The sequence below is a fragment of the Pseudomonas sp. H3_C08 genome (genome assembly GCF_054669455.1).
In genome coordinates, this window is record NZ_CP162803.1 from 4168787 (window position 1) to 4192946 (window position 24160).

Below are 24160 nucleotides of genomic sequence, written 5' to 3' on the forward strand. Positions count from 1 at the left end.
AAATTTGCGGTTGACCCTAGCGAACATCCGCCCCGAAAAGAAAGACAAAAATGCCCATCGGTTTGCGTCGCGACCGAGCGGTCGATAAAGTCCCTGAGACTTTTATCCCACGGACGGAGAGCCCGCGTGTTTTCAGCCTTGCCCTTGAGCCGCTTTCGCCTGCCTGCCCTGACGCTGATCATCAGCGCCCTGACCCTCACCGCGTGCAACGCCCCGCCCTCTTCGACCCTGCCGCTGGCACCGGAAGCCGCGTCCGGTTTCCGCACCGATCTGCAAACCCGTCACGCCAACCAACACATGGCCGCCGCTGCCAATCCTCTGGCTGCTGAGGCCGGTCGCGAAATGCTGCGTCAAGGTGGTTCGGCGATTGATGCAGCGATTGCGATGCAAGCGGTGCTGACCCTGGTTGAGCCGCAATCGTCCGGGATCGGCGGCGGCGCGATGATCGTGTTGTGGGACGGCAAACAAGTGCGCACGTATGACGGCCGCGAAACCGCACCGGCCGGCGCCACCGAGAAGCTGTTCTTGCGTGCCGATGGCCAGCCGATGTCGTTCCCGCAGGCGCAGATCGGCGGTCGCTCGGTCGGTACACCGGGCGTGTTGCGCGCGCTGGAGATGGCACACAAACAACACGGTCGCCTGCCGTGGGCGAAACTGTTTGAACCGGCGATCAAACTGTCCGAGCAAGGCTTTGCGATATCTGCGCGTTTACACTCGCTGCTGGAATCAGATCCAGTCATCCGCCAGTCGCCGGATATGGCCAAGTACTTCCTCAACACCGATGGCAGCGTCAAAGCCGTCGGCACGCGCCTGCAAAACCCGGCATTGGCCGCCGTGCTCAAACGCATCGCCAACGAAGGCCCGGACGCACTGTACAAAGGCCCGATCGCTGAAGAGATCGTCGCCAAGGTGCAAGGCCACGCCAATCCCGGCAGCCTGTCACTGAACGATCTGCAGCGCTATCAAGCCAAGGAGCGCGCGCCACTGTGCACCGATTACAAACGCTGGCAGGTCTGCGGCATGCCGCCGCCATCGTCGGGCGGCATCGCCGTGGCGCAGATTCTCGGCACGTTGCAGGCGCTGGAAACCCGCGATACACGTCTTTCCCTGACGCCGCTCAAACCGCTGAAGACCGATAAACCGGCCGGCATTGAACCGGATCCGCAGGCCGTGCATTTGATCGCCGAGGCCGAGCGTCTTGCCTACGCCGACCGCGCGCAATACGTCGCCGACACCGACTTCGTGCCAGTGCCGGTCAAAGGCCTGGTCGACCCGGGTTATCTGGCCAGCCGCGCCAGCCTGATCGGCGAACGCAGCATGGGCAGCGCTAAACCGGGCACGCCACCGGGTGTGCAGGTCGCCTACGCACCGGACCGTTCGCCGCTGCGCATCTCCACCTCGCAAGTGGTCGCGGTGGATGACCTCGGCGGCGCGGTGTCGATGACCACCACCATCGAAGCCGCATTCGGTTCACACCTGATGGTTCAAGGTTTCTTGCTGAACAACCAGATGACCGACTTCTCGTTCATCCCCGAAGAGAACGGCCAGAAAGTCGCCAACCGCGTCGAACCCGGCAAACGCCCGCGCTCGTCGATGGCGCCAACGCTGATCTTCGATCGCGCCAGCGGCGAATTCGTCGCCACGGTCGGCTCGCCCGGTGGTTCGCAAATCATCGAATACGTAGCGAAAACCACCGTCGGCCTGCTTGACTGGAACCTCGACCCGCAAAGCGCCATCAGCCTGCCCAACTTCGGCAGCCGCAACGGCCCGACCGAACTGGAACAAGGCCAGTTCAGCCCGGCGCTGATTCAGGCGCTGAAAGACAAAGGGCATGCGGTGAATGAAATCGACATGACCAGCGGCACCCAGGCCATCGTGCGGGTCAAGGATGCGCAGGGGAAAGCGTCGTTGGAGGGTGGCGCGGATCCACGGCGTGAAGGCGAAGCGTTGGGGGATTGAGGCTAGGACGCAAAGAGAAAAGGCTTACCGTGAGGTAGGCCTTTTGCTTAGCACACCGCGTATTTCAAATCGGGATGTTTAAAAGCTGCGAGGCAAACAGAGAACCGTCCCACAAGGTTTTCAGGTTGTCCGTCGGACGTCAGCTCTCTAGCCTGTACTCGTCGCTGCCAATTCAGTGACCGGGATTGGAAACCCCGAGTAGAACCGAGCGCACAAGCGCCTTTCATAACGTATCCTTGCGCACCTTCATGGTGTGCACTCCGTTATGGCGGCTGTGCGCGGGAGACCTTCGGGTCAACCGGGTTCTCCGTTCCCCGGGTTTCCAACCTGCGTACAGCTGCCACCTATTCGTTCGGAAACCGAATCGGCCAGCTCCAATCCTGATCGGAGAACACCATGAAAAAACCAACACCCAATCCCCCCGAAACAAACACCGACCCAACATCCCCGTACGCAACCATCGACAGCAAAAAACTCAACGAAGCGGCCGACCGCGCCCTCGATCACTACCTCAAACCGACCATTCACATCATGGCGTCCACCCGCGTAGCTGAACCCATGTACCTCGCCAACCCGGTGTACGACACCGAATCCCTGCTGGCCAATGCCAGCGAAACCCTGGGCTCGGTCACCGAGATGCTCAACAATTTCGCCGCTGTGCTGGATAGCGCGCACCGCAAGACCGCGCTGGGTATCGCACAAATCGTCATGCTGAGTGAGCTGGCGGTGAATCAGGCGCTGGATAACGTTCAGCCGGTTACGTAGTTTTCGCAATGCATAAAAAATCCGATGCCGTGCAGGCATCGGATTCTTATTTCCTGGCGTTGCCCGGAATAAACCTGGTGTCCCTTTTAGCCCTATTAGGCGGACTCCTTTGAAGTGGAGTAATCCATGAAAGTACGCCCGATTCATAACGAAGACGACTATCGTGCGGCGCTTAAGAACGTGTCTGCACTTTTCGACAACGAGCCAGTACCGGGCACTGCTGAAGGCGATCACTTCGACATCATGATCAGCCTTATCGAAGCCTACGAGGCCACACAGCTTTCCCATCCAAAATCTATGGCTCAGCGATTCGCCACCAGATGCGCACCAAACAACAGATAGCATCCACCCGCGAGCCGATCCAGCCATTGCCTTGACCGCTCATACACACCGGCGATTCGCCGACTGGCAAAGAACAGCGCCACGCAGCAATACCAACTGAACGACAACGTCGCCATGGTCAACACCGCCAAGGCCAGCAACAGTGGCGGGATGTGAGCCGGCATGGCGGTGGCGAAAATGGTCGCGACAAACAATGCCGACTTGGGATTGGTCATGTTGCCCAAAAAGCCGCGCCCGTAAGCACCGAGCAACGTTTGCTCCGAGGTATCGAGCGTGCCCGGGACGAACGGCGCCTTGCGCTTGAACTGTTTGAGCCCGAGGTAGATCAGGTAGCAGCCACCGGCAATCTTGAAGCTCAGGTACAGCGTCGGCGCGGCACTGAACAGTGACTGAATGCCCAGGCCACCCGCCAGCCCCCACACCACGGTCCCGCTGGCCACGCCGAGTGCCGCGACGACACCGTGGCGGCGGGAACGGCTGACCGCCAGTTGCGCGATGTTGAAGAAATTCGGGCCGGGCGTGACCACGGCCACCGTCCACAACAGGGCCAACGACAACAGCGGCGCCAGATAACTTGAAAGGGAAAGATCCATGGGCAAGCGCCTGATCGGTTCGACGATGCCCTCTACCTTGCAACATCCTGCAATGTTTTGCCATCAGCCGTCATTCAGACCGCTAGCGTCTTGCCATCCACCGCATCACCAATCTTCAGGAAATGCCCACCCGCCACGTGGTGTAAGGTGCGCAAACCATCATGACCTTCGAAATGCCAGCGCCCGTCACTGAACACACGTTCATCGGCATGGGCGGCGATGACTTCGGCGAGGAACAGGTCGTATTGCTCGTGATTGCGCGGCTCAGGCAGCAAGCGGCATTCCAACCAGGCGACGCAGCCGTCAAGCAGCGGCGCTTCGACTTGTTCACCGGCAAAAGTCTGCAAACCATAGGCCTGAAACTTGTCTTGCCCTTGGGTTTGGGTGATGTCCAGACCCGAGGTATTGCCGACGGTTTGCACGATGTCGGCCTGATTGACGCACGGGACGTTGAGCACGAAGGTGCCGGACGCTTCGAGCAACTGGCGGGTCCAGGTGGATTTATCGAGGACGACGGCGACTTTCGGTGGCTCGAAATCCAGCGGCATGGCCCAAGCGGCAGCCATGATGTTGCGCTGGCCGTCGTGAGCGGCGCTGACCAGCACGGTCGGCCCGTGGTTGAGCAAACGGTAGGCTTTGTTCAGGGGCACCGGGCGGCGGTGGGAATCGCTCATGGGATCTGCTCCGGGGGAAAAGGAGCCGATTGTAGCGCCAACGTAAATTTGTAGGAGTGAGCCTGCTCGCGATAGCGGTGTATCAGTCAGCACAAATGTTGAATGTCAGACCGTGATCGCGAGCAGGCTCACTCCTACAGGGTTTAGTGCAGGTCAGTGGGAGAGTTGGTTGGCAAACTGGCCGACAGCATTCACGACTTTCTGCGCACCGTCCTGAATCTCGACAATCACCGTACCCGCCTCTGCCGCCAGCGCCAGCCCCTGTTCGGCCTGAAGCTTGCCGTCGGTCATCAGGGCCACGGCGTTGCGTGCCATTTCCTGGTTCTGCCGCACCACGGTGACAATCTCTTCGGTCGCCTGACTGGTGCGCGAGGCCAGTTGCCGCACTTCGTCGGCCACCACCGCAAAGCCACGGCCCTGCTCACCGGCGCGCGCCGCCTCAATGGCAGCGTTGAGCGCCAGCAGGTTGGTCTGTTCGGCAATGCCGCTGATGGTTTTGACGATGGTACCGATCACCTGCGACTGCTCGTTCAGCGCTTCGATACCCTCACCGGCAGCCTGCATGTGCCGCGACAGATCACGCATTACATTCACCGCCTCGGTGACCACAGTGGTGCCACGTTGCGCGGTGCTGTCGGTTTGCTGCGAGGTGCTGTAGGCAATGCTCGCCGCGTCGGCTACTGCTTGTTCGCGGTTGACCTGATCGGTGATCACCGTGGCGAACTTCACCACTTTGTAGAGTTTGTCGTTGGCATCGACCACCGGGTTATAGGACGCCTCCAGCCAGACCGTACGACCATGGCTGTCGACACGCTTGAAGCGTTCAGCGACGAATTCGCCGTTGTTCAGACGTCGCCAGAAATTCTGGTACTCGGTGCTGTTGTATTCCTCCGGCGTGCAAAACATGCGGTGATGTTTGCCCTTGATCTGCGCCAGGCTGTAACCCATGCCGCTGAGAAAGCGATCGTTGGCATTGAGCACATTACCGTTAAGGTCGAACTCGATTACCGCCGTCGAACGCACCAGCGCACCGATCAGATTTTCGTGTTCACGCGAGGCTTCGATGGTGCGGGTCAGGTCGCTGGCGTAAAGCGAAATGTGCTTGATCCGCCCGTCCGAAGAACGCACCGGTTGCACGATGGAACGCAGCCACGCTTCCTCACCATTGCCGCGCAACAGGCGCACGGCACCGGCGAAATGCTCCCCGCGGGTCATGGCGTTTTTGAAGCGGTGATGGAATTCGTCGGTCTTTACGTGGGCCGGGACGATATCTTCAATCGCTCGACCGATCAGGTCCTGGCTCTTGTAGAGCATCTCGGTAAGGAAGTTCTGGTTGACCGATTGAATGCGCCCGTCAGGTTCCAGGCACAGCACCAGCATCTCGCTTTCCAGGCTTTCCTTCACCTGCACAAGGCTGGAGAGTTCTTCACGAAGAGTGGCCAGCTCTTGCTTCAGACGTTTGTTGAACATGGGAAAGTACCGATGGGCAGGATAGAAAGCGGGATACAGCCTAGCCATCGGCCTTGAAAAGCTTTTCTGAAGAGCGTTTGCGACCCGTCGGTCAAAAATAGTTCGAGCGCACGCTGTCAGGCAGCTCCGGCCACCTGACATTGTCCTGTGCGCGGCATTCGCGAGCCAAAATACGCTGCCGTCAATAGCCCCACAACGCCCATCACCGCGCAGAACATCACACAGATCCACGGACTCCACGGCATCAGGCCGATCAGCAACAGCGGTGTAATGCTCGCCCACGCCGCGTAGGCAATGTTGTAGGTGAAGGAAATGCCGGACACACGGATACGCGCGGGGAACAAGCCGACCATCACCGATGGCACAGCGCCGACGACACCGCACGCCAGACCAGCAATGGCATACGCAATGCCAATCCACTCGCCACCGCTGATCAGGCAGCCATAAAGCACACCGATACCCAATGGCAGCAGCAGACTGTAGAGCATGACCGTGCGCCAGGCACCGAGGCGATCAACCAACAGACCGGCAATCACACAGCCGATATTGAGGAAGACGATGCCCAATGCGCTGAGGGCGAAGGTGTGGCTGGCGGTCATGCCGAAGGTTTTCTGCATCATGGTCGGGGTGATGACGACGAACACCACCACCGCCGAAGTCAGCACGCAAGTCAGCAACATCGCCGGCAGCATGGCCAGTCGATGCTCGCGCAACACCGTGCGCAGCGGCAGCTCGACCCGCGCCTCACGCTGCGCTTCCATGGCCATGAACACCGGGGTTTCGCTCAACCAGCGGCGCAGGTAAACGCCGATCACGCCGAACACACCACCGAGCAGGAACGGATAGCGCCAGGCGTAATCGAGGATTTCCGCCGGGGTGAACACCTGTGCAAGGAACGTCGCGGTCAGCGCGCCGATCAGATAACCGAAGGTCAGCCCGGCCTGCAAAAAGCCTAAGGCGTAACCGCGATGGCCGGCCGGAGCGTGCTCGGCGACAAACACCCAGGCACTCGGCACCTCCCCGCCAACCGCCGCGCCCTGCAGGATGCGCAGCGCCAGCAACAGCAGCGGCGCGAAATAACCGATCTGGGCATAGGTCGGCATGATCCCGATCAGCAGGCACGGCAGCGCCATCATCAGGATGCTCAGGCTGAAGACTTTCTTGCGCCCGAGTCTGTCGGCGAAATGCGCCATCAGGATCCCGCCCAGCGGCCGCGCCAGGTAGCCGGTGACAAAGATTCCGAAGCTTTGCAGCAGACGCAGCCACTCAGGCATTTCCGGCGGGAAAAACAACTGACTGAGGGTCAGGGCGAAAAATACGAAAATGATGAAATCGTAAATCTCCAGCGCCCCGCCAAGGGCCGCAAGGCCGAGGGTCTTGTAGTCGGAGCGGCTGAACGGCAAGGGTTTGGCCGTGGATTGGGCGGTCATGGCAAAGAACTCTGGCAGGCAAAAAACCAAGGCGCCCATGGTCTACGCAAATGCGCGGATGGACAACCCGTTAGACCATAGTCCCGGTTTTGCAAAAGCTGCTCACAAATCGTCTTCGCTTGATTTACTGTTGAAGCCTGTCCTGCCAGGTGAAACCCACCGACCTCGAGCCGAGCCGGGAACCTTGTAGGAGTGAGCCTGCTCGCGATAGCGGTGTGTCTGTCACCTCCATGTTGAACGTGCCGATGCCATCGCGAGCAGGCTCACTCCTACAGGAGATCTGCGTTTCGCCTGCCGGATCAAAAATAACCATAAAAAATCCGAGGTACTCCCTGTGGCCGTTGATATCGAAGATAGCCGCTCTGCGCGCTTTGCCCTGCGCTGTTCAAGCTTTGCCGAACGCTGGTTTCCCGACTCCTGGGTATTCGCCGCGCTGGCCGTGATCATCGTCGCCCTGGCCACCCTGGCCATGGGCGCGAAACCCACCGATGCGGCGATGGCGTTCGGCGACGGGTTCTGGAGCCTGATCCCGTTCACCATGCAAATGGCCTTCGTGGTGATCGGCGGCTACGTGGTCGCCAGCTCGCCACCGGCCGTGAAACTGATTGATCGCCTGGCGCGTATCCCGAAAAACGGCCGTTCTGCCGTGGCGTGGGTCGCGTTGATCTCGATGGTCGCGTCGTTGCTCAACTGGGGCCTGTCGCTGGTATTCGGCGGTTTGCTGGTGCGCGCCCTCGCCCGTCGCACTGATCTGAAAATGGATTACCGCGCCGCCGGCGCCGCTGCCTATCTGGGCCTTGGCGCGGTGTGGGCGCTGGGTTTGTCGTCGTCGGCCGCGCAGTTGCAGGCCAACCCCGCCAGCCTGCCGCCGTCGATCCTGTCGATCACCGGGGTGATTCCGTTCACCGAAACGATTTTCCTCTGGCAGTCCGGCGTGATGTTGCTGGCGCTGATCGTGATCTCGATCATCATCGCCTACGCCACCGCCCCCGGGCCGAATTCGGCGCGCGACGCCAAGGCCTGTGGCATCGACCCGGCCTTCAACCTGCCACCGCTGCAACCGCGTACGCGTCCGGGTGAATGGCTGGAACACAGTCCGCTGCTGATCATCGTGCTGGTGCTGTTGGCAGCGGGATGGCTGTTCCATGAGTTTTCAACCAAACCGGCGATCACCGCGATTTCCGGGCTGAACACCTATAACTTCCTGTTCATCATGCTCGGCGCCTTGCTGCACTGGCGGCCGCGCAGTTTCCTCGATGCCGTCGCCCGCGCCGTGCCGACCACCACAGGCGTGTTGATCCAGTTCCCGCTGTACGGCTCGATTGCCGCGCTGATGACCACGGTCAAAGGCGCCGATGCGCAAACCCTGGCGCACCACATCTCGACGTTCTTCGTCAGCATCGCCTCCCACGACACCTATGCGTTGTTGATGGGCGTGTATTCGGCGATTCTCGGTTTCTTCATTCCGTCGGGCGGCGGCAAGTGGATCATCGAAGCGCCGTACGTGATGCAGGTCGCCAACGATCTGCAGTATCACCTCGGCTGGGCGGTGCAGATTTATAACGCTGCCGAAGCGTTGCCGAACCTGATCAACCCGTTCTACATGCTGCCGCTGCTCGGCGTGCTCGGGCTGAAAGCGCGGGACCTGATCGGATTCTCCTTTGTGCAATTGCTGGTGCACACGCCGCTGGTGCTGCTGTTGCTGTGGGCGTTGGGGACGACGCTGGCGTATACGCCGCCAGTGATGCCTTAACCCAAGCGGGGCGCAGTCATGATGGCCGCGCCCCACACTTTTCTCCTGAAGCAGCTCTGTGTCGGGCTGCCTGTCGCAAATAATGGCTCAGAGCCATCATCCTGCTTTACCGCATCGCTCCCTCGGTAATATTCTGCGCGCCCATAAATGTTTCATTTTTTTTCAAGCGCAAAGGGAGTTCGTTGCAATGATCGTAGGGATTGACCTGGGAACCACCAACAGCCTGGTCGCCGTCTGGCGTGGCGATGCCACCGAGTTGGTGCCCAATGCCCTGGGTCAGTTCCTGACACCGAGCGTTGTCGGCCTGGATGATCAGGGCCGGATTCTGGTCGGTCAGGCGGCGCGCGAGCGTCTGCACACGCATCCGCGCCTGACCGCGTCGCTGTTCAAGCGCCACATGGGCAGCGCCACGCAAACGTATCTGGCCGACAAGGCGTTTCGCCCGGAAGAGCTGTCCGCGCTGGTGCTCAAGAGTCTGAAAGAAGACGTTGAACGCGCCTATGGCGAAACCGTCACCGAAGCCGTGATCAGCGTCCCGGCCTACTTCAGCGACGCTCAACGCAAAGCCACGCGCATCGCCGGCGAACTGGCCGGGCTGAAGGTCGAGAAGCTGATCAACGAACCGACCGCTGCCGCCCTCGCCTATGGACTGCACCAACGCGACAAGGAAACTTCGTTCCTGGTTTTCGACCTCGGTGGCGGCACGTTCGACGTGTCGATTCTGGAGCTGTTCGAAGGGGTCATGGAAGTCCGCGCCAGCGCCGGTGACAACTTCCTCGGTGGTGAAGACTTCGACACGGTGCTGCTGGAGCACTTCATCAGCCAGCACCGCTCGGCCGCCGACTTCCCTGAGCGCAGCAGCGTCATCCAGCCGCTGCGTCGCGAGGCCGAGCGCGTGCGCAAGGCGCTGGGCCAGGACGACAGCGCCGAATTCCGCTTGCAACTCGGTGAGCGGCAGTGGACGCACACCATCACCCAACAACAGTTGGCAACGCTGTACATGCCGCTGCTCGAACGCCTACGTGCGCCGATTGAGCGGGCGCTGCGCGATGCGCGCATCCGCGTCAGCGATCTGAACGAAATCCTGTTGGTCGGCGGCACCACGCGCATGCCGCTGGTGCGCAAACTCGCTGCCGGGCTGTTCGGCCGCTTCCCGTCGATCACCCTCGACCCGGATCAGGTCGTGGCACAGGGCGCGGCTATTCAGGCGGCACTCAAGGCTCGCGCTGCAGCGCTGGAAGAAGTGGTGCTGACCGATGTCTGCTCCTACACGCTGGGCATCGAGACCTCTACACAGGTCGGCCGCAACTATGAGAGCGGCCACTACCTGCCGATCATCGAGCGCAACAGCATCGTGCCGGTCAGTCGGGTGAAAACCGTGTACACCCTGCACGACAATCAGGAACAGGTGGTCGTGCGCATCTTTCAGGGCGAAAGCCGCCTGGTCAAAGACAACGTGGCACTCGGCGAACTGGACATCAAGGTGCCGAAACGCAAGGCCGGCGAAGTCGCTCTCGATGTGCGTTTCACCTACGACAACAACGGCCTGCTTGAAGCCCAGGTGAAAATCCCCCTGACTGGGCAACAGCATTCGCTGGTGATCGAGAACAACCCCGGCGTGCTCTCGCCGGAGGAAATCCAGCAACGCCTGCAGAACCTGGCACAGCTGAAAATTCATCCGCGCGAGCAGCAGGTCAACACGCTGTTGACTGCACGTCTGGAGCGCCTCTATCAGGAAAGCCTGGGCGATATGCGTGATCTGATGGGCGATTGGGCCAAGCAATTCCAGATAGCCCTCGACTCTCAGGACGAGCGCCAGATCCGCGAAGTGCGCACCGACTTGAGCCGACGCCTGAGCGAACTTGACCGCACCCCGTGGCAATAAGGAGCCTGACCATGGATTGCTGGTCGGTGCTGCACCTGCACGATGACGCTGAAGCGCGCGACATTAAACGCGCCTATGCGCGTCTGCTGAAAACCTTCCGCCCCGATGAGGATGCCGAGGGTTTCCAGCGTTTGCGCGAAGCCTACGAACAAGCGTTGGCAATTGCCCGGTGGCGCCTTGAAAACGCTGGGCCTGCGGACGAAGACGACGTCGCCGTGGGCACGGCTTCCAGCGCCTTTGCCGCACTGGCTCTCGATGCTGCGCTGGCAAACAAACACAGCCACCTGCAAAACCAGCCATGGGATGTTGCCGCCCCTGAGTTTCCGCCCGTCAGCCCGGCCGCCCCGGAGCCGTTCGTGCCGCCCGAAAGGGACGAGTTTCTACGTGTCGAGCCCATGGCCGCGGACACGTATGTAGATGCGCACGCTGTTGAAACGCAAGCCGCACAGCAACTGCTCGAAGGCCTGTCGCCAGACAACCTCGACGAGCGTTGGGATCAGGCGCAACAGCAAGGCTGCGCCAAGGCGTTCGAAAGGCTGTTGCTGCAACGGTGTTTTGACCAGCCACATCTGCGCAGCCCAGTGCTGCACTGGGCCGTCGAGCAACTGGGATGGTTGGGGCCGTGGCAAGACGTGCTGATGAATGATCGTCAGCGTGACGGGCTCGCCGAGAGCCTGATGGCCGATTACCGAAACACCCTGCAAGCGCTGCTGGAAAGCCAGAGCGAGCGCGAATTCCTCAACGTGCTCAAACGCTACAGCGCCCAACCGTGGCTGCAGGTTTTCGATCGCCGCGAACAATGGCAGCAAACCCTGCTGCACTTGCTCAATGACAGCGAGTGGAGCGTGCCGCTGTTCGACCGCATCGGCCAACTGTTCGGCTGGGATCACAACAAAGGCCTGCACCCGCAACCGAACTGGCTCTGGGACAGACTGATCGAACGCTGCGTTCAGGAAAGCTTCTATGACAATCTGCGGGGCAAGGCGGAAAGTGACCGCACGTGGGCGGCCGACGTTCAGGCCGCGCATCTGTTGATCAATCCGCTCAAGCCCCTGCAGCAGAAGAAGATCATTGATGGCTTTGGCCAGAATGAATGGCAGGCCTGCCATGACTTGTCGGAAAAGCTTGCTTGGCGCTTCCCCGAACTGCTCGCACGTTTGCCCTATGCCGATGTTTTTTACTGGCGACGGTTCTTTCCACGGCCCATCGCCGCCGAGACCTGGGTACGGGTATGGGCGGCAATTGCCTTGGCGCTGTGCCTGTTCTATCTGGGTATTGAGAAAAGGGATGCCGCCAATCTCATCTTCATTCCGATGATCTTTGCCTGCGTACCGGTATGGTTTTTTCGCTTTGCATTGAGTTGGTGGGTGGTGCTCACGGCCCACGTGATCGTGCCGGATCTGTGGCTCACCGAGGGACTGATTCCGCGCAAATGGAACCCTGACACGCGCTGGCTGGTGATACGCCACGGGGTTCCGCAGGTGGTGATGCTGCTGTTGTTTTCGCTGATGCTCGGGCCGCTGGGCGCGCTCACTTATGTCGGCACGCTCCTGATCGGGCTGGTGCACAAACGCCGTATCGGTTCGCTCGATCCGGAACTGAGCAGCCGCCACCCTTGGCTGACCGCATTGCATTGGGCGCACTTCAGTCCGCTGCAATTGCTGTTTCTGGTGGTCATGACCGCCGTAACAGCGGCGAGCAGGCTCGGCTATTCGCTCACCCAGCTCATGCCCGGCTAGGAGCGCAACGACAAAACGCTCTGTCACCCAACCGTCATATTGCCTTGCTAGCGTCCGCCCGAAACATACTGAAACAATTAAGCAAGCGGGCTGACCGATGAAAGATGAAACAGACGGCACTGACGCACCTGAATCCAATCACCCCACCGACACCAGTCGCCGCCGCTTTCTCGGCGGCGTCGCGGTGCTCGGTGTCGGTGCCACGCTGGCCGGGTGTGGCAGCGCCAGCGATCAACCGGGCAAACCGACCGAACGCCCGCTGACGCCCGTCGAGCTGGACAAAGCCCTGCGCGACCAAGTGAAAACCGTAGTGGTGATCTACGCCGAGAACCGCAGTTTCAATAACCTGTTCGGTGATTTCCCCGGTGTCGAAAAGCCGCTGGCCGCGCTCAAACCCGGCGACTATCAACAACGTGATCGCGACGGCTCGCTGCTGCAAACCCTGCCTCTGGTCTGGGGCGGTGTGCTGCAGATCGGCCCGCAAACCCTTGATGGCGTGACTTACCCCAACGCCACGCAGTTTCAGGAAAACCTGCCCAACGCACCGTTCGCCCTCAAAGGCCCGAACGGCGAGGACTTGCCGTTCGGCCTGGTGACCCGCGACTTGTGGCACGTGTTCTATCAAAACCAAATGCAGATCAATGGCGGCAAGAACGATGGCTTCGTCGCCTGGGCCGACTCCGGCGGCTTGACCATGGGCCACTACGCCCAGAGCCGCTATTCCCTGCGCCTGTGGGATGTCGCGCAGGAATTCGTGCTGTGCGACAACTTCTTCCAGGGCGCCTTCGGAGGCTCGTTTCTCAACCACCAATACCTGATCAGCGCCACCGCGCCGTTCTATCCAGACGCGGCCAATTCGGTGGCCAAGTCGCAGATCGCCGCGCTGCAAAGCGATGATCCGAGCGACCCGCGCCTCAAGCCGCTGGAGCAATCGCCGGCCAGCGCCATGACCGGCCCGCCGCAGTTCGGCCCAAGTGCACTGACCCCGGATGGCTTCGGCGTCAACACCCTCGCCCCACCCTACTGGCCGACGTGGATTCGCGACCCTGAACGCCCGGCGTATTCAAAAGCGGATCTGCCCAACGTGATGGTGCCGCAGACCCACGAACACATCGGCGACAAGCTGTCGAAAAAGCACATTGACTGGGCGTGGTATGCCGGCGCGTGGCAGGCGACGCTGGAGCAGTACAAGGATTCCGGCGGCATTCCGAAAATCCCCAACTTCCAGTATCACCATCAGCCGTTCAACTACTTCAAGCAACAAGGCCCGGAGAACCCCGACGAGCGCAATAAACGCCTGCGCGATGCTGGCCTGGGCGATGAGTCGAGCAGCAACAAATTCTTCGCCGATGCCGAAGCGGGCAAGTTGCCAGCAGTGAGCTTCTACAAACCGCAAGGCAACCTGAACATGCACGCCGGTTATGCCGACGTGGCGTCCGGGGATCGGCACATCGTGCGTGCGCTGAAGGTGCTGCGTGAAAGTCCACAGTGGCAAAACATGGTGGTGATCGTCACGGTCGACGAGAACGGCGGCTGGTGGGATCACGTCGCGCCGCCCAAGGGCGACCGCTGGGGGCCGGGCTCGCGAGTGCCGGCGCTGGTAGTGTCGCCGTTTGCACGCAGGGGCACGGTGGATCATACGGTCTACGACACGGCATCGATCCTGCGGTTGATCACCCGTGTCTTCCAGTTGGAAACGCTCGACGGTCTCAAACAACGTGACGAGGCGATGGTTGCCCGGGGCCAGCAACCCATGGGCGATTTGACCAACGCCCTGCATTTTCCGGCCTGAAACCCAGCCCAGCGAGTTTGTGCAAAAATCTGCGGATGACAGCTTCTCTGTCAAACGCGGCTGATCCACTATGAGGCGCCCCCGACACGCGGGGAACCCACGCTGAAAAGGATCTGAGCATGTTCAAACTCGCAGGACTCACACTTGCCGCGCTGACGCTGAGCGCGGCCGCCCACGCCGATGTCGATCTGAAACTGGGCAGCACCGAACGCGTTACCCGCCTGTTCGCTTACCCCAACAATTGCAGCGTAATCTGCTTCCGCAACTGGACGCTGGAACAGACCGTCGCCCATTACCTGAGCCAGAGCGTGCAACGCGATGGTTATGCCGATGCCAAGGTGTTGGTAAAAACCGATAACGGCCAGCTCTACGCCGAGATCACCGGCGTGCCAAAGGATTACGACAAACCGCTGTCGGCGCTGTTGGACGCGGGAGATCTGGCCTACACCGGCGCCAGCAAACTCAACGCCGACGGTAAATGGGCCTACAGCTGGTATCTGTTCCTGCCGCTGGGCATGGCTTTGGAAAACCGTAAAAGTGTCGAGTTGCTGCACTTCCCGCCGGATTACTCGCTGACCCAAGCGCAGGATTATCTGCGTTCGAACACCACCGATCGTTGGGCGACGCTGCTGACTGACAATGGCATTCCTGCCGAGCAGACGCCGGCCTATCAAACCATCATCGATATCGCCCCGATCGCTGCGCCGTCCAATGCTGGCAGTGATCTGGAAGGCGTGTATGACTACTTCAAGGACTACCAGACCACCCTGGTCAAACAGTTCAGCCAGACCGCCAGCGGCACGACGCTGCCGATGGTCGCGTTCGGCGCGCCGGTGCGTAACTGGATCAAGCAGCAATACGGGCCAACCGTGAATGTCTTGGGCCTGGCGACGATCAGCCCGAGCGAAGGCGTGAAAGTGCCGGTGCTGGGTTCCAACCACCCGAGTTATATCTGGTACGCCGCTGACCCGAAAAGCTACACCGGCGACGACGCACAGGCCAAGGCTGATGCTGCGGGCCTGAAAGTCATGGGTCAGGATTTGAGCGCGGCCTGCTGGCAGGCGGGCATGGGCAGCAAACCAGGCAGCGATGCACAGGCCACGCTCAACAGTTGCACACAGACGTGGCAGGTGACGCAGAAGGTCAAAACCTGCGAGTTGTTCTACACCTCGATCCGCAACCTGACCCCGGAACAGGCTGTCGCCAAGTGCGCGACCACTCCGATCAAGGCACAACTGAAGCAGTTGCAGGCACCGCTGCCTGCCACCGCCGTTCCCGCCCCGCACCTGTAATCGCTTGAAGCGCTCCCGTGTCAGCCAATGCTGACGCGGGAAAGCGTCTAACTCGCCTGTCAGATCTGACAGTAGACCAGCTATACCTAATACAACACGATTGGATCCAAACAGAAGTGCTGCAGCACTGACAGGACGTCAACCCCAGGAAGTCGCAAAATCTTTGCGGCAAGGACTGTTATGAATATCCACGCCATGGCGCAATCGTCGCCACGCGACACAGAGGGCATTTATCCCTTCGCCGGTCTTCCCGTGCGACTGGGATTTCCCGCCAGTACCGATTTCGAAATCATCCACGATGCGCACGCCAGCCCTATGGGGGTCGCGGCGCGGCGTGAGTTTCTGCAAAGCCATCGGATGTGCCGGGTGTCAGGGCAACTTCTGCCCTATCGCTGCCGACAGACCCGACAGATGCTGACGGGCATCCACATTTACGATCCGCGCTTTTGCGGTTTGATCGAACACGCCTGCGACCCCAATGTGTTTCTCGACATGAGCGAGCTGTGGTTGTGGGCGTTGAAAGATATCCACAGGGGGGAGCGGCTGACCATGGACTACGCCGCCACCGAAGACAAACTGCTGCATCAGTTTGCCTGCGGCTGCGGAGCCAAACGCTGTCGAGGGTGGATCACCGGTTACGACGAACCGCCCAGCATCGAGGGCCAGCACTTTTTACAGCGCTGGCGGCACTCGGGTTTGCGCTGAAAGGCCGTTTACAACGCGCCAACCGGACGCAAACGGTATTGCGGCGGCAATTGCTCGAAACCACTGATGGTGGTGTTCAGGCTTTTCCAGCGACCGTCCTTGATGCCGTAGATGCAACCGTGGATCGACAGGCTCTGCCCGCGATGCCAGGCGTTCTGGATGATGCTGGTGTGGGCGACGTTGGCCACTTGCTGGATCACGTTGAGTTCGCACATGCGATCAACCTGCTCTTCTTCAGTCGGCAACTTGGCCAGTTCTTCACGTTTTTCGTAGTACAGATCGCGGATCGAACGCAGCCAGCCGTCGATCAGACCGAACTGACGGTCCTGCATCGACGCGCGCACACCGCCGCAGCCGTAGTGGCCGGTGACGAGAATGTGTTTAACCTTGAGCACGTCGACCGCGTACTGGATCACCGACAGGCAATTGAGGTCGGTGTGCAGCACCACGTTGGCGACGTTGCGGTGCACAAACAGATCACCCGGCAGCATGCCGACGATCTCGTTGGCCGGCACACGTGCGTCGGAACAGCCGATCCACAGATATTCCGGCGTTTGCTGGCGCGCCAGCTTGGCGAAGAAATCCGGGTCTTCCTTGGTGATCGCGTCAGCCCAACGCTCGTTGTTATCAATCAGGTCTTGTAAGTCATGCATGCTGTAAGGCCTCAAGAAAGATGCGCTGCTTTGACAGACGACCGCCCGTCGGGGTCACGCCGTCACCGCAAGTGATTTCATTGGAATTCTCGTGTGCCCGGTGAGTCCACCTAAGTAAGGCCCACAGTATGAGGAATTGCCATGACTGATTCACAACGCCCTTACGATGCGGTGCAACCGGAGCCCATCGATGATAACGAAGACCGCATGGGTTCGGTGCATGAGCTGGATTTCGATGAAGACGAACCCAGTGCGAAAATCGGTGATGAGATTCCCGAGCGTGAACGCGAGCAGTTGATGCCGCGTGAACGGGTGCGCGAGGCGGGTATGACCGGGGCTTCAGTCAGTGATCATGAGCCGACTGACGATGACCTCAGTCCAGAAACGCTGATCCATGAAGATGGCGCGCGGGATGCCGAAGAGGCCGGGGAAGGCAATCAGGCCGATTGGGATCTGAGCATCGTCGATGAAGATGACATTGGCGGTGGCAATGGGCTGGATGAGGCGGAGCTGGCGCGGCGCGATCCGCTGGATGGTAACCGCTGATCACTTGAGCTGAAACTCGGTCCCTGTAGGAGCTGCCGAAGGCTGCGATCTTTTGATCTTGTTCCGTAACATCAAAAATAAAATCAAAAGATCGCAGCCTTCGGCAGCTCCTACAGGTAATCAGTCAACCAGGGTGCAGGCCATGACCACAGCATCTTCGCGCCCACCCACCGCCGGATAATAATCCCGACGCCGGCCAATCTCGTTGAAGCCATAACGTTCATACAACTTGAACGCGCCCGTATTGCTGTCACGCACTTCCAGAAAACATTCCCGCGCCGAAGCCGCATAGGCCCGCGACATCAGATGCTCGAGCAACGTCAGCCCCAGCCCGCGCCCCTGATTTTCCGGTTTGACGGTAATGTTGAGCAGATGCGCCTCATCCAGAATGATCTGCACCACCCCGTGGCCAACCTGTTGCTCACCTTCGAACATCAGCCAGATCTGGTATTTACCCAGGCCGTCGAGAAAAATCCCCCGGGTCCACGGATGGCTGTACGCGGCGTACTCGATTTTCAGCACGGTTTCCAGATCCGCCTCGGTCATCGGGCGGAACGATACAGCGTCACTCATTCGATTCTTTCCAGCGCGCCATCAGCCGACGCATGGCTTGCCACACAGCGGCCTTGCGCTGTGGCTCTTCCATTAACAATTCCAGACCGGGAATGGCCCAGGCCGAGCCCAGACCTTCGGTCTGCAATTCACGATTGAACGCTTCGGAATCCGCTTCACCGGCAAAACGCACCGCCGGCAAGCCGATCAGCCACAGACAGGCGCAGGGTGCGGCTTCCATTTGCACGGAAAGGAAACCCTGAACGAAATCACGCGCCGCCTCCGGGCCTTGATCCATGGTGCCGCGATTGAGCCACGGCCAGCGCACCGGCTCACCGACGATTTGCGGCGCATCCGGCAGACCGGCGGCGCGCAGCATGTCTTTCAGCAGCAAATAGGCGGGATCACGGCTCTGGAACGGTTCGCCTGTGGGTAACTCGACCAGCAGCAGGCATCGCCCGGCGCGCAGTAATTGCAGGGCGAAACGCGGTGGTGGCACCGGTGCCGGTTTGGCGACGACTGGCGTGTCGTCGGCCTCTTCTACCGGTTTGGCGTTGGTTCGTGTGCTGGCCAGCGAAGGACGCGGCACCTCGATCTTCGGCCGCTCACTCGGACGCGCAGCCGGTGCTGCCGGGGCTTCGGCCTGCGGAGCAAGCACGACCGGCGCCTCTACCTCGGGCTCGGGCATGTCCAGCAGCTCGGGCCGCGACGGTGCGGCGAAGGGCAATTCGGTGCGCGGCAGCCAGTTGACCACCTGCATGGCGTTCAAATAGGCGCGGCGGCGGGACTCGATTAGCAAGGGTCGGCCACTTGTGGATAACTGAAGTGCGCTGATTCTACCGCCCTTCGTTCAAGATCGCCCGTTGTAGATCGATACTCTTTCACGAGGCGCTTTACCCACGCTCTTTATACAAAGAATGCGACAGCCCGTCCCGAGAGTGAATCGCATCCTTCGTGATGCAGTACAATCGCCGCTTTTCATTGCCAACCAGCCGGGCATTCCGATGATCGAACCCAAGCGCGTCTTGCGCGCCCTCGCTGAACACTGGGCACTGCTTGAGCCACTGTGTGAGCACTTCGACCAAGGCACATTGAGCCTCAACGAACTGCGCTCGCAACTGGCCGCCCAACAACTGGACAGCACGCCGCAGGACATCACCAGCCTGCTCGACGTGTGGATTCGCCTCGATATCCTGATTCCGGTGGCGAAAAGCCCGAACCGTTTCGAGCTGAACGCACAGATCCACGATTTCCTCGCTTATCTGCGTCGCGAGCACCGACTGGGCTTGTGCCTGGAAATCGAAGCCTATTTGCGTCACCTCGAACGTCTGGCCGGTTACATCCAGGACGCATTCGAAGTCCGCGATGGCCACGACCTCGCCCGCCAGTTGCGCCTGCTCGACATGCGCGTGCGCGACGTACTGAAGAAGCTCGACAACGACGAACAGGCGCTGGTCGCCGTCGCCGAACGCGCGAAGACCAGCGACCGGCAGATTCCATTGCGTCAGCGTTATGCCGAAGTGTTGGCAACGTGGGACGAATACGTCGAGCCGATGATCGACCTGGTGAACGCCGACGGCGCCTTCGAACAAGGCGTGCGCAAGGTCGAAACCGTGTTGCTGAAGATGCTCAGCGAACAGCAGCGCCTCGGCCATCTGGTCGATGACGACATGCTGCTGCGCACCCACGCACGCATCCTCGAGATGCAGACCAGCGCCCAACTGACGTTGCGTCACGCCCGCGAACTGCTGCTGCCGCTGCGTGAAGAAGCGCGCCGGCACAACGCGGTGACCCGTGGTGCCGCGTTAGCCCTGGCAGCGATTCGCCGTAAAGGCATCGACGCCGTGCCGCAAGCCGCGATGCCGCTGTTCACCCGCCCGCAAAGCACCTTCCTCGGCAGCGCCAGTCAGGTCGAAGCCTACGTCTATGCGTTGGCGCGTTTCGAGCCGAAACCGGCGCGCTTCCCCAAGGCGCACAAGACCCAGAAAGGCGAAGCCCCACGCGCGCCCCGCACCGTCCGCGAGATGGTCGACCGCTGCGAAGAAGCCTTGCCGATGCCGGATCTGATGACCTGGCTGCTCGAGCAGGAGCCGGACGGCGCCACTGACGAATTGCTCTACTGGTTCTCGCGCCTGTCGCGGGAAAAACGCTTCAAGCGCGAGCGTCTGGAACGCCGCGAATACCACACTCACGAGCACCAGGTCAGCCTGCGCTCCTTCGCCCTGCTCTCGGCCAGCGACAGCGCCGCCGAGAATTCTGCGAGCATCCCCAATGCATCTTGATCTTTCCGAACTGTCGCAACTCGCGCCGATCTTCCGCGAGCTGTTCAAGGGTTACCACGTCAGCCGCCGCGATCCGGAGCTGTACGCGCAACTGTCGAACTTCCAGGATCAGTACCGCACGCTGTTCAAGGCGCTGGGTTTTGAACTGGTCTGCGACACCCGTGGTTTCTACTACTTTGTGCCGGACATGGCCGCTGCGGCGGTAAACAAGACTGCGCAGCGTCTGGCGCTGTTCACCTTTATCCTCGTTGAGCACCTGGCCGATCAGGGCCGCGACCCGATCGCCGTGCTCGATGGCGGCAGCCTCGGCCGTGAAGAACTGCCATCGCTGCTGGAGAAGTACCGCGACCTGTTCATTCAGGCCGAGGTGCAGACCGTTGAAGAGCTCGAAGAAAAGATCATGCGCCGCATGACTCAACTCGGTTTTGCCAGCGAAGAAAACGGCGTTTATCGCTTCCTGCCGCCAATGCACCGTTTCCTCGACGTGTGCCTGTCGGTACAGCAGGACCGCGATCTGGCAGCCAGCGTGCACAGCGTATTGCCGCTGCCGGCACCGGTGCTGATCGACGAAGCGGCGGAAGCCAAATTCCTCGAAACCGACGATCCGCTCGATCTTTCAGAGTTTGAAGAGGAAAGCGAAGAAGACGCACTGGCCCGCGCCATTGCCGAAGAACAGGAGTCCGACGCATGAGCCAGGAACGCTACGGCATCCGCCGCTTTGCCCTTTTGAACACCGCCGGTTACAGCCTCGGCCTGTTCCCGCTGGAAGAACCGCTGTCGGTTTACGGCGCGAACAACCTCGGTAAATCGGCGTCGATCAACGCCCTGCAATTCCCGATTCTGGCGCGCATGTCGGACATGAGTTTCGGCAAGTACAGCCTCGAACAATCGCGGCGCTTCTACTTCGCTTCCGACACCAGCTACATCCTTGTCGAAGTGAACCTGCCGCACGGTCCGCACGTGATCGGCGTGGTCGGTCGTGGCCCGGGCGGTGGTTTCGGTCACCAGTTCTTTGCCTATGCCGGCAAACTCGACCTGGCGCATTACCAGAAGAACGACACCTGCCTGCGCCAGAAAGAGCTGTTCAGCAACCTTGAGAAAGAAGGCCTGAAAGCCTACGAACTCAAGCCGGACGAACTGCGTCGTTTGCTGGTTGGCGGTCACACGTCGATCCCGCTCGACCTGACGCTGATCCCGCTGCGCTCCACCAGCGAGCAGAGCCTGAAGACCTTCCGCGCGCTGTTCATCAACCTGCTGCACATGCGCGAAATCACTGCGGCCAAGTTGAAGCAGTTGTTCCTCGACGCCTTCGAACACAGCCTGCGTTCCGGCAGCGTCGATTACATCGCCGCGTGCGAAGAAGCTTTCCGCGACGTGCGCCGGATGGAACAGGACTACAACTCACTGGTCGCCGCTGGCCCGCTGGTTGAGGCCTTGGCCAACGGCGTGAAACAGCGCGACGTGCTGCGCGGCAAACTGCATCGCCTGTCGCCGCTGCTCGATTCGTTGCTCGGTACCTGGTCGGACTACGCCAGTGCGCGCAAAGAAGAACTGACCATTCAGGCTGACCACTACCGTGGCGAGCAGGACAGCCTGCAAAACGATCAGCGCGGCGGCACCCAGGAACTGATGCGTCTGGAGCGGGAGATTTCCGGCATCCAGCGCTGGCTCGGCGAGCTGTCGGTGCTGAAGAACCGCTTCGCGCTGGTCGATGACGTCAAAGTGCTCGAGCAACAATTGCTCGCGGCCAAAGACGCGCATGACGAATTGGCCGGTGCTCTGGCGCAATCGCGCCAGTTCAGTGCTGAAGATCTGGAAGAGCGCGTACGCGATCTGGAAAAACGCCTGAAGTCGGTGAAGCAACAACTCGATCACGCCGACAACAACAGCTATGCCCGTCTGCGCGAAGAGTTCTCGCAGCAGGACGTCGAGCGTCTGATGCGTCTGTTCAACAGCGCGCTGTTCAGCCTGCCGCTGGGCGAACACGGCATTACCCTCGACGACGATGGCGAGTGGGTCAAATCCGTTGAGCTGATTCTCGATGGCTTCAAAGGCGAGCGTTTTGAAGTGCCTGGTCTGTCGATCGACATCTCGCACATCGAGCCGCCGGCGCTACAAGCCTTGGCTGACCGTGCCGCGCTGCGCGATCAGAAAGAGCGTCTGGAAAAAGAGCTCAAGCAACTCAAGACTCAACAGGCTGTAGCCGCCGACCGCGCCGCGAGCAAAACCCAGACCGAAGCGCTGTACCAGCAAGTGCTGGACGCGCAGAAGGCGCTGGAAGATTTCCGCCGCACCCAGACTCTGAGTGCCGAGGAAGGCGACAAGCTCGAGCAACTGGCGCAGATGGAAGGCGCGCAGGACGAACTCAAGCGTTCCAGCGATGCGTTCACCGAGCGCGTCCAGCAACTGTCGGCCAAGCTGCAACTGGTCGGCCGCCAGATCGCTGACATGGAAGCCAAGCAACGCACCCTCGACGATGCGCTGCGCCGTCGTCAGCTGCTACCGGCGGATCTGCCGTTCGGTACGCCGTTCATGGATCCGGTCGATGATTCGATGGACAACCTGTTGCCGCTGCTCAACGACTATCAGGACAGCTGGCAAGGCTTGCTTCGCGCCGATGGCCAGATCGAAGCGCTGTATGCGCAAGTACGTCTGAAAGGCGTGGCCAAGTTCGACAGCGAAGACGACATGGAGCGCCGCCTGTCGCTGCTGATCAACGCTTACGCGCACCGTACCGATGAGGCGCTGACCCTGGGCAAGGCCCGTCGTGCGGCGGTCACCGACATCGCCCGGACCTTGCGCAACATTCGCAGCGACTACGACAGCCTCGAGCATCAACTGGCGCTGTTCAACCGCGAGATCAACAAGCGTCAGGTGTCCAACCTGCAGAGCTTCCGCATCGTCCTTGCGCCGAACAAGGAAGCGCTGAAGCACATCGACCAGATCATCCACAGCGCCGGTCAGTACGAAGAAGGCGAAACCCTGTCGGTGTTCGATCTGAGCCAAAGTGCCGAGCAGGACAACAAGAACGAAGAGGCCAAGGAATACCTGGCGCGGCTGGTGGCGGCAAACCACAACCAACTCGGCCTCAAGGACTTGTTCGAACTGGCCTTCGAGATCACCAAGGTCAACGGCCAGCCGGTGATCCACACCGACATCGATGGCGCGGCGTCCAACGGCACGACCATGACCATCAAAGCGCTGACCAACATGTACTTGTTGCTGCACTTGATGGACCGCGATCAGGCCGGTCGCGTACGTCTGCCGTACTACCTTGATGAAGCAGCGGATATCGACGAGAAGAACCAGGCTGCGCTGCTGGAAACCAGTCTGCAACTGGGTTTCGTGCCGATTCTGGCGAGTGTGAAGCCGCAGGTCTGCGCCAGTGTCGCGATCGACCTGGAAGGCGGCAGCGGCCCGGCGGGCATCTACATCGATGAGGCGGACTGGAAGTACATCCGTCGCCATGATGTGGTCAAGGCAACGCTGAATGTTGAAGCGGATGAACCGGAGCTGGATGCGGTTTGATCGGCATTAACTGAAGGCAAAAAAAGGGCCGCGATCTGCTGGGATCGCGGCCCTTTTTTATGGTTTGGGGTTTGTGTTGAATTAAAGGGCCTCTTCGCGAGCAAGCTCGCTCCCACATGAAACGCATTCCAAATGTGGGAGCGACGGTGCGACGATTCGACTTGCTCGCGAAGGCGTCTTAATAGACGCCACATCAACTT

19 protein-coding genes and 2 pseudogenes are annotated in these 24160 nt (G+C 60.5%); 13 read left to right on the forward strand and 8 right to left on the reverse strand.

Annotated elements, in window-relative coordinates; genetic code table 11:
• Nucleotides 1–126 precede the first annotated feature (126 nt).
• From ggt to AB4N74_RS19020, 3 genes and pseudogenes are all read left to right on the forward strand, one after another.
• Nucleotides 127–1959, forward strand: coding sequence for a gamma-glutamyltransferase (ggt, locus tag AB4N74_RS19010; protein ID WP_460096922.1), 1833 nt, complete (start codon nt 127–129; stop codon nt 1957–1959).
• Nucleotides 1960–2355: 396 nt separating this feature from the next.
• Nucleotides 2356–2724: a DUF6124 family protein gene (locus AB4N74_RS19015; RefSeq protein WP_099757182.1), complete on the forward strand. Its 369-nt coding sequence runs from the start codon at nt 2356–2358 to the stop codon at nt 2722–2724.
• A 126-nt stretch (nt 2725–2850) separates the two neighbouring features.
• A pseudogene (locus AB4N74_RS19020) lies at nt 2851–3003 on the forward strand (transcriptional regulator); the annotation flags it as partial.
• A gap of 23 nt (nt 3004–3026) precedes the next feature.
• Here the strand turns inward: AB4N74_RS19020 and AB4N74_RS19025 are convergent.
• The 5 genes and pseudogenes from AB4N74_RS19025 to AB4N74_RS19045 form a co-directional block, all read right to left on the reverse strand.
• On the reverse strand, nt 3027–3659 hold the full coding sequence (locus AB4N74_RS19025; RefSeq protein WP_460096923.1) for a LysE family translocator: 633 nt from the start codon (nt 3657–3659) through the stop codon (nt 3027–3029).
• Nucleotides 3660–3733: 74 nt separating this feature from the next.
• Nucleotides 3734–4333 (reverse strand): flavin reductase family protein, encoded by a 600-nt coding sequence (locus AB4N74_RS19030; RefSeq protein ID WP_116255197.1) that lies wholly within the window; start codon nt 4331–4333, stop codon nt 3734–3736.
• A 153-nt stretch (nt 4334–4486) separates the two neighbouring features.
• Entirely contained in the window at nt 4487–5095 is a 609-nt protein-coding gene (locus AB4N74_RS19035) for a methyl-accepting chemotaxis protein (RefSeq protein ID WP_416221731.1), read from the reverse strand.
• Nucleotides 5075–5944 (reverse strand): annotated as a pseudogene (locus AB4N74_RS19040) (PAS domain-containing protein); the annotation flags it as partial. The gene AB4N74_RS19035 and the pseudogene AB4N74_RS19040, both read right to left, overlap by 21 nt.
• Nucleotides 5920–7233 (reverse strand): MFS transporter, encoded by a 1314-nt coding sequence (locus AB4N74_RS19045; protein ID WP_099759359.1) that lies wholly within the window; start codon nt 7231–7233, stop codon nt 5920–5922. The gene AB4N74_RS19045 and the pseudogene AB4N74_RS19040, both read right to left, overlap by 25 nt.
• A 334-nt stretch (nt 7234–7567) precedes the next feature.
• Between AB4N74_RS19045 and AB4N74_RS19050 the strand changes: the two genes are divergently transcribed.
• The 6 genes from AB4N74_RS19050 to AB4N74_RS19075 all read left to right on the forward strand — a co-directional run bounded on the left by AB4N74_RS19050 (nt 7568) and on the right by AB4N74_RS19075 (nt 16399).
• Complete coding sequence (locus tag AB4N74_RS19050; RefSeq protein WP_099757186.1) at nt 7568–8986, forward strand: short-chain fatty acid transporter; 1419 nt, start codon at nt 7568–7570, stop codon at nt 8984–8986.
• 187 nt (nt 8987–9173) lie between these two features.
• The gene (locus tag AB4N74_RS19055; RefSeq protein ID WP_460096925.1) at nt 9174–10871 is read left to right on the forward strand and encodes a molecular chaperone HscC; all 1698 of its coding nucleotides are present in this window, start codon (nt 9174–9176) and stop codon (nt 10869–10871) included.
• 11 nt (nt 10872–10882) lie between these two features.
• Nucleotides 10883–12610, forward strand: coding sequence for a J domain-containing protein (locus AB4N74_RS19060; protein WP_460096926.1), 1728 nt, complete (start codon nt 10883–10885; stop codon nt 12608–12610).
• 97 nt (nt 12611–12707) lie between these two features.
• Complete coding sequence (gene acpA / locus AB4N74_RS19065; protein ID WP_460096927.1) at nt 12708–14402, forward strand: acid phosphatase; 1695 nt, start codon at nt 12708–12710, stop codon at nt 14400–14402.
• Nucleotides 14403–14521: 119 nt separating this feature from the next.
• Nucleotides 14522–15694: a hypothetical protein gene (locus AB4N74_RS19070; protein ID WP_093441527.1), complete on the forward strand. Its 1173-nt coding sequence runs from the start codon at nt 14522–14524 to the stop codon at nt 15692–15694.
• 180 nt (nt 15695–15874) lie between these two features.
• Entirely contained in the window at nt 15875–16399 is a 525-nt protein-coding gene (locus tag AB4N74_RS19075) for an SET domain-containing protein-lysine N-methyltransferase (RefSeq protein ID WP_093441532.1), read from the forward strand.
• An 8-nt stretch (nt 16400–16407) separates the two neighbouring features.
• Here the strand turns inward: AB4N74_RS19075 and can are convergent, their stop codons facing one another.
• Nucleotides 16408–17052, reverse strand: a complete 645-nt coding sequence (gene can / locus AB4N74_RS19080) for a carbonate dehydratase (RefSeq protein WP_007912954.1) — start codon at nt 17050–17052, stop codon at nt 16408–16410.
• A 141-nt stretch (nt 17053–17193) separates the two neighbouring features.
• On the opposite strand from can, the gene AB4N74_RS19085 reads away from it, so the two are divergent.
• Nucleotides 17194–17598 (forward strand): serine kinase/phosphatase, encoded by a 405-nt coding sequence (locus AB4N74_RS19085; protein WP_099757190.1) that lies wholly within the window; start codon nt 17194–17196, stop codon nt 17596–17598.
• A 120-nt stretch (nt 17599–17718) separates the two neighbouring features.
• On the opposite strand, the gene rimI is transcribed toward AB4N74_RS19085, so the two are convergent.
• The gene (gene rimI, locus AB4N74_RS19090) at nt 17719–18171 is read right to left on the reverse strand and encodes a ribosomal protein S18-alanine N-acetyltransferase (protein ID WP_007912963.1); all 453 of its coding nucleotides are present in this window, start codon (nt 18169–18171) and stop codon (nt 17719–17721) included.
• Nucleotides 18164–18910 carry an energy transducer TonB gene (locus AB4N74_RS19095; protein WP_460101189.1) on the reverse strand — a complete coding sequence of 249 codons (747 nt, stop codon included), beginning with the start codon at nt 18908–18910 and terminating at the stop codon, nt 18164–18166. Before AB4N74_RS19095 ends, rimI begins: the two co-directional genes overlap by 8 nt.
• 244 nt (nt 18911–19154) lie before the next feature.
• On the opposite strand from AB4N74_RS19095, the gene mksB reads away from it, so the two are divergent.
• Genes mksB through mksF form a run of 3 tightly spaced genes read left to right on the forward strand, consistent with a single transcriptional unit; the run spans nt 19155 to nt 23960 of the window.
• Complete coding sequence (gene mksB, locus AB4N74_RS19100; RefSeq protein ID WP_007912967.1) at nt 19155–20432, forward strand: Mks condensin complex protein MksB; 1278 nt, start codon at nt 19155–19157, stop codon at nt 20430–20432.
• A complete protein-coding gene (mksE, locus tag AB4N74_RS19105; RefSeq protein WP_007912968.1) occupies nt 20422–21123 on the forward strand; it encodes an Mks condensin complex protein MksE in 702 nt (233 codons plus the stop codon). The genes mksB and mksE overlap by 11 nt, the downstream gene beginning before the upstream one ends.
• Nucleotides 21120–23960, forward strand: coding sequence for an Mks condensin complex protein MksF (gene mksF / locus AB4N74_RS19110; protein ID WP_093441541.1), 2841 nt, complete (start codon nt 21120–21122; stop codon nt 23958–23960). The genes mksE and mksF overlap by 4 nt, the downstream gene beginning before the upstream one ends.
• Nucleotides 23961–24160 lie beyond the last annotated feature (200 nt).

Excerpts from the sequence above, each read along its gene's own strand:
- AB4N74_RS19015 (WP_099757182.1), top strand. The coding sequence starts at position 2,356 with ATGAAAAAACCAACACCCAATCCCCCCGAAACAAACACCGACCCAACA.
- AB4N74_RS19025 (WP_460096923.1), bottom strand. The coding sequence starts at position 3,659 with ATGGATCTTTCCCTTTCAAGTTATCTGGCGCCGCTGTTGTCGTTGGCC.
- AB4N74_RS19030 (WP_116255197.1), bottom strand. The coding sequence starts at position 4,333 with ATGAGCGATTCCCACCGCCGCCCGGTGCCCCTGAACAAAGCCTACCGT.
- AB4N74_RS19045 (WP_099759359.1), bottom strand. The coding sequence starts at position 7,233 with ATGACCGCCCAATCCACGGCCAAACCCTTGCCGTTCAGCCGCTCCGAC.
- AB4N74_RS19055 (WP_460096925.1), top strand. The coding sequence starts at position 9,174 with ATGATCGTAGGGATTGACCTGGGAACCACCAACAGCCTGGTCGCCGTC.
- AB4N74_RS19060 (WP_460096926.1), top strand. The coding sequence starts at position 10,883 with ATGGATTGCTGGTCGGTGCTGCACCTGCACGATGACGCTGAAGCGCGC.
- acpA (WP_460096927.1), top strand. The coding sequence starts at position 12,708 with ATGAAAGATGAAACAGACGGCACTGACGCACCTGAATCCAATCACCCC.
- AB4N74_RS19070 (WP_093441527.1), top strand. The coding sequence starts at position 14,522 with ATGTTCAAACTCGCAGGACTCACACTTGCCGCGCTGACGCTGAGCGCG.
- AB4N74_RS19075 (WP_093441532.1), top strand. The coding sequence starts at position 15,875 with ATGAATATCCACGCCATGGCGCAATCGTCGCCACGCGACACAGAGGGC.
- can (WP_007912954.1), bottom strand. The coding sequence starts at position 17,052 with ATGCATGACTTACAAGACCTGATTGATAACAACGAGCGTTGGGCTGAC.
- AB4N74_RS19085 (WP_099757190.1), top strand. The coding sequence starts at position 17,194 with ATGACTGATTCACAACGCCCTTACGATGCGGTGCAACCGGAGCCCATC.
- rimI (WP_007912963.1), bottom strand. The coding sequence starts at position 18,171 with ATGAGTGACGCTGTATCGTTCCGCCCGATGACCGAGGCGGATCTGGAA.
- AB4N74_RS19095 (WP_460101189.1), bottom strand. The coding sequence starts at position 18,910 with ATGCAGGTGGTCAACTGGCTGCCGCGCACCGAATTGCCCTTCGCCGCA.
- mksB (WP_007912967.1), top strand. The coding sequence starts at position 19,155 with ATGATCGAACCCAAGCGCGTCTTGCGCGCCCTCGCTGAACACTGGGCA.
- mksE (WP_007912968.1), top strand. The coding sequence starts at position 20,422 with ATGCATCTTGATCTTTCCGAACTGTCGCAACTCGCGCCGATCTTCCGC.
- mksF (WP_093441541.1), top strand. The coding sequence starts at position 21,120 with ATGAGCCAGGAACGCTACGGCATCCGCCGCTTTGCCCTTTTGAACACC.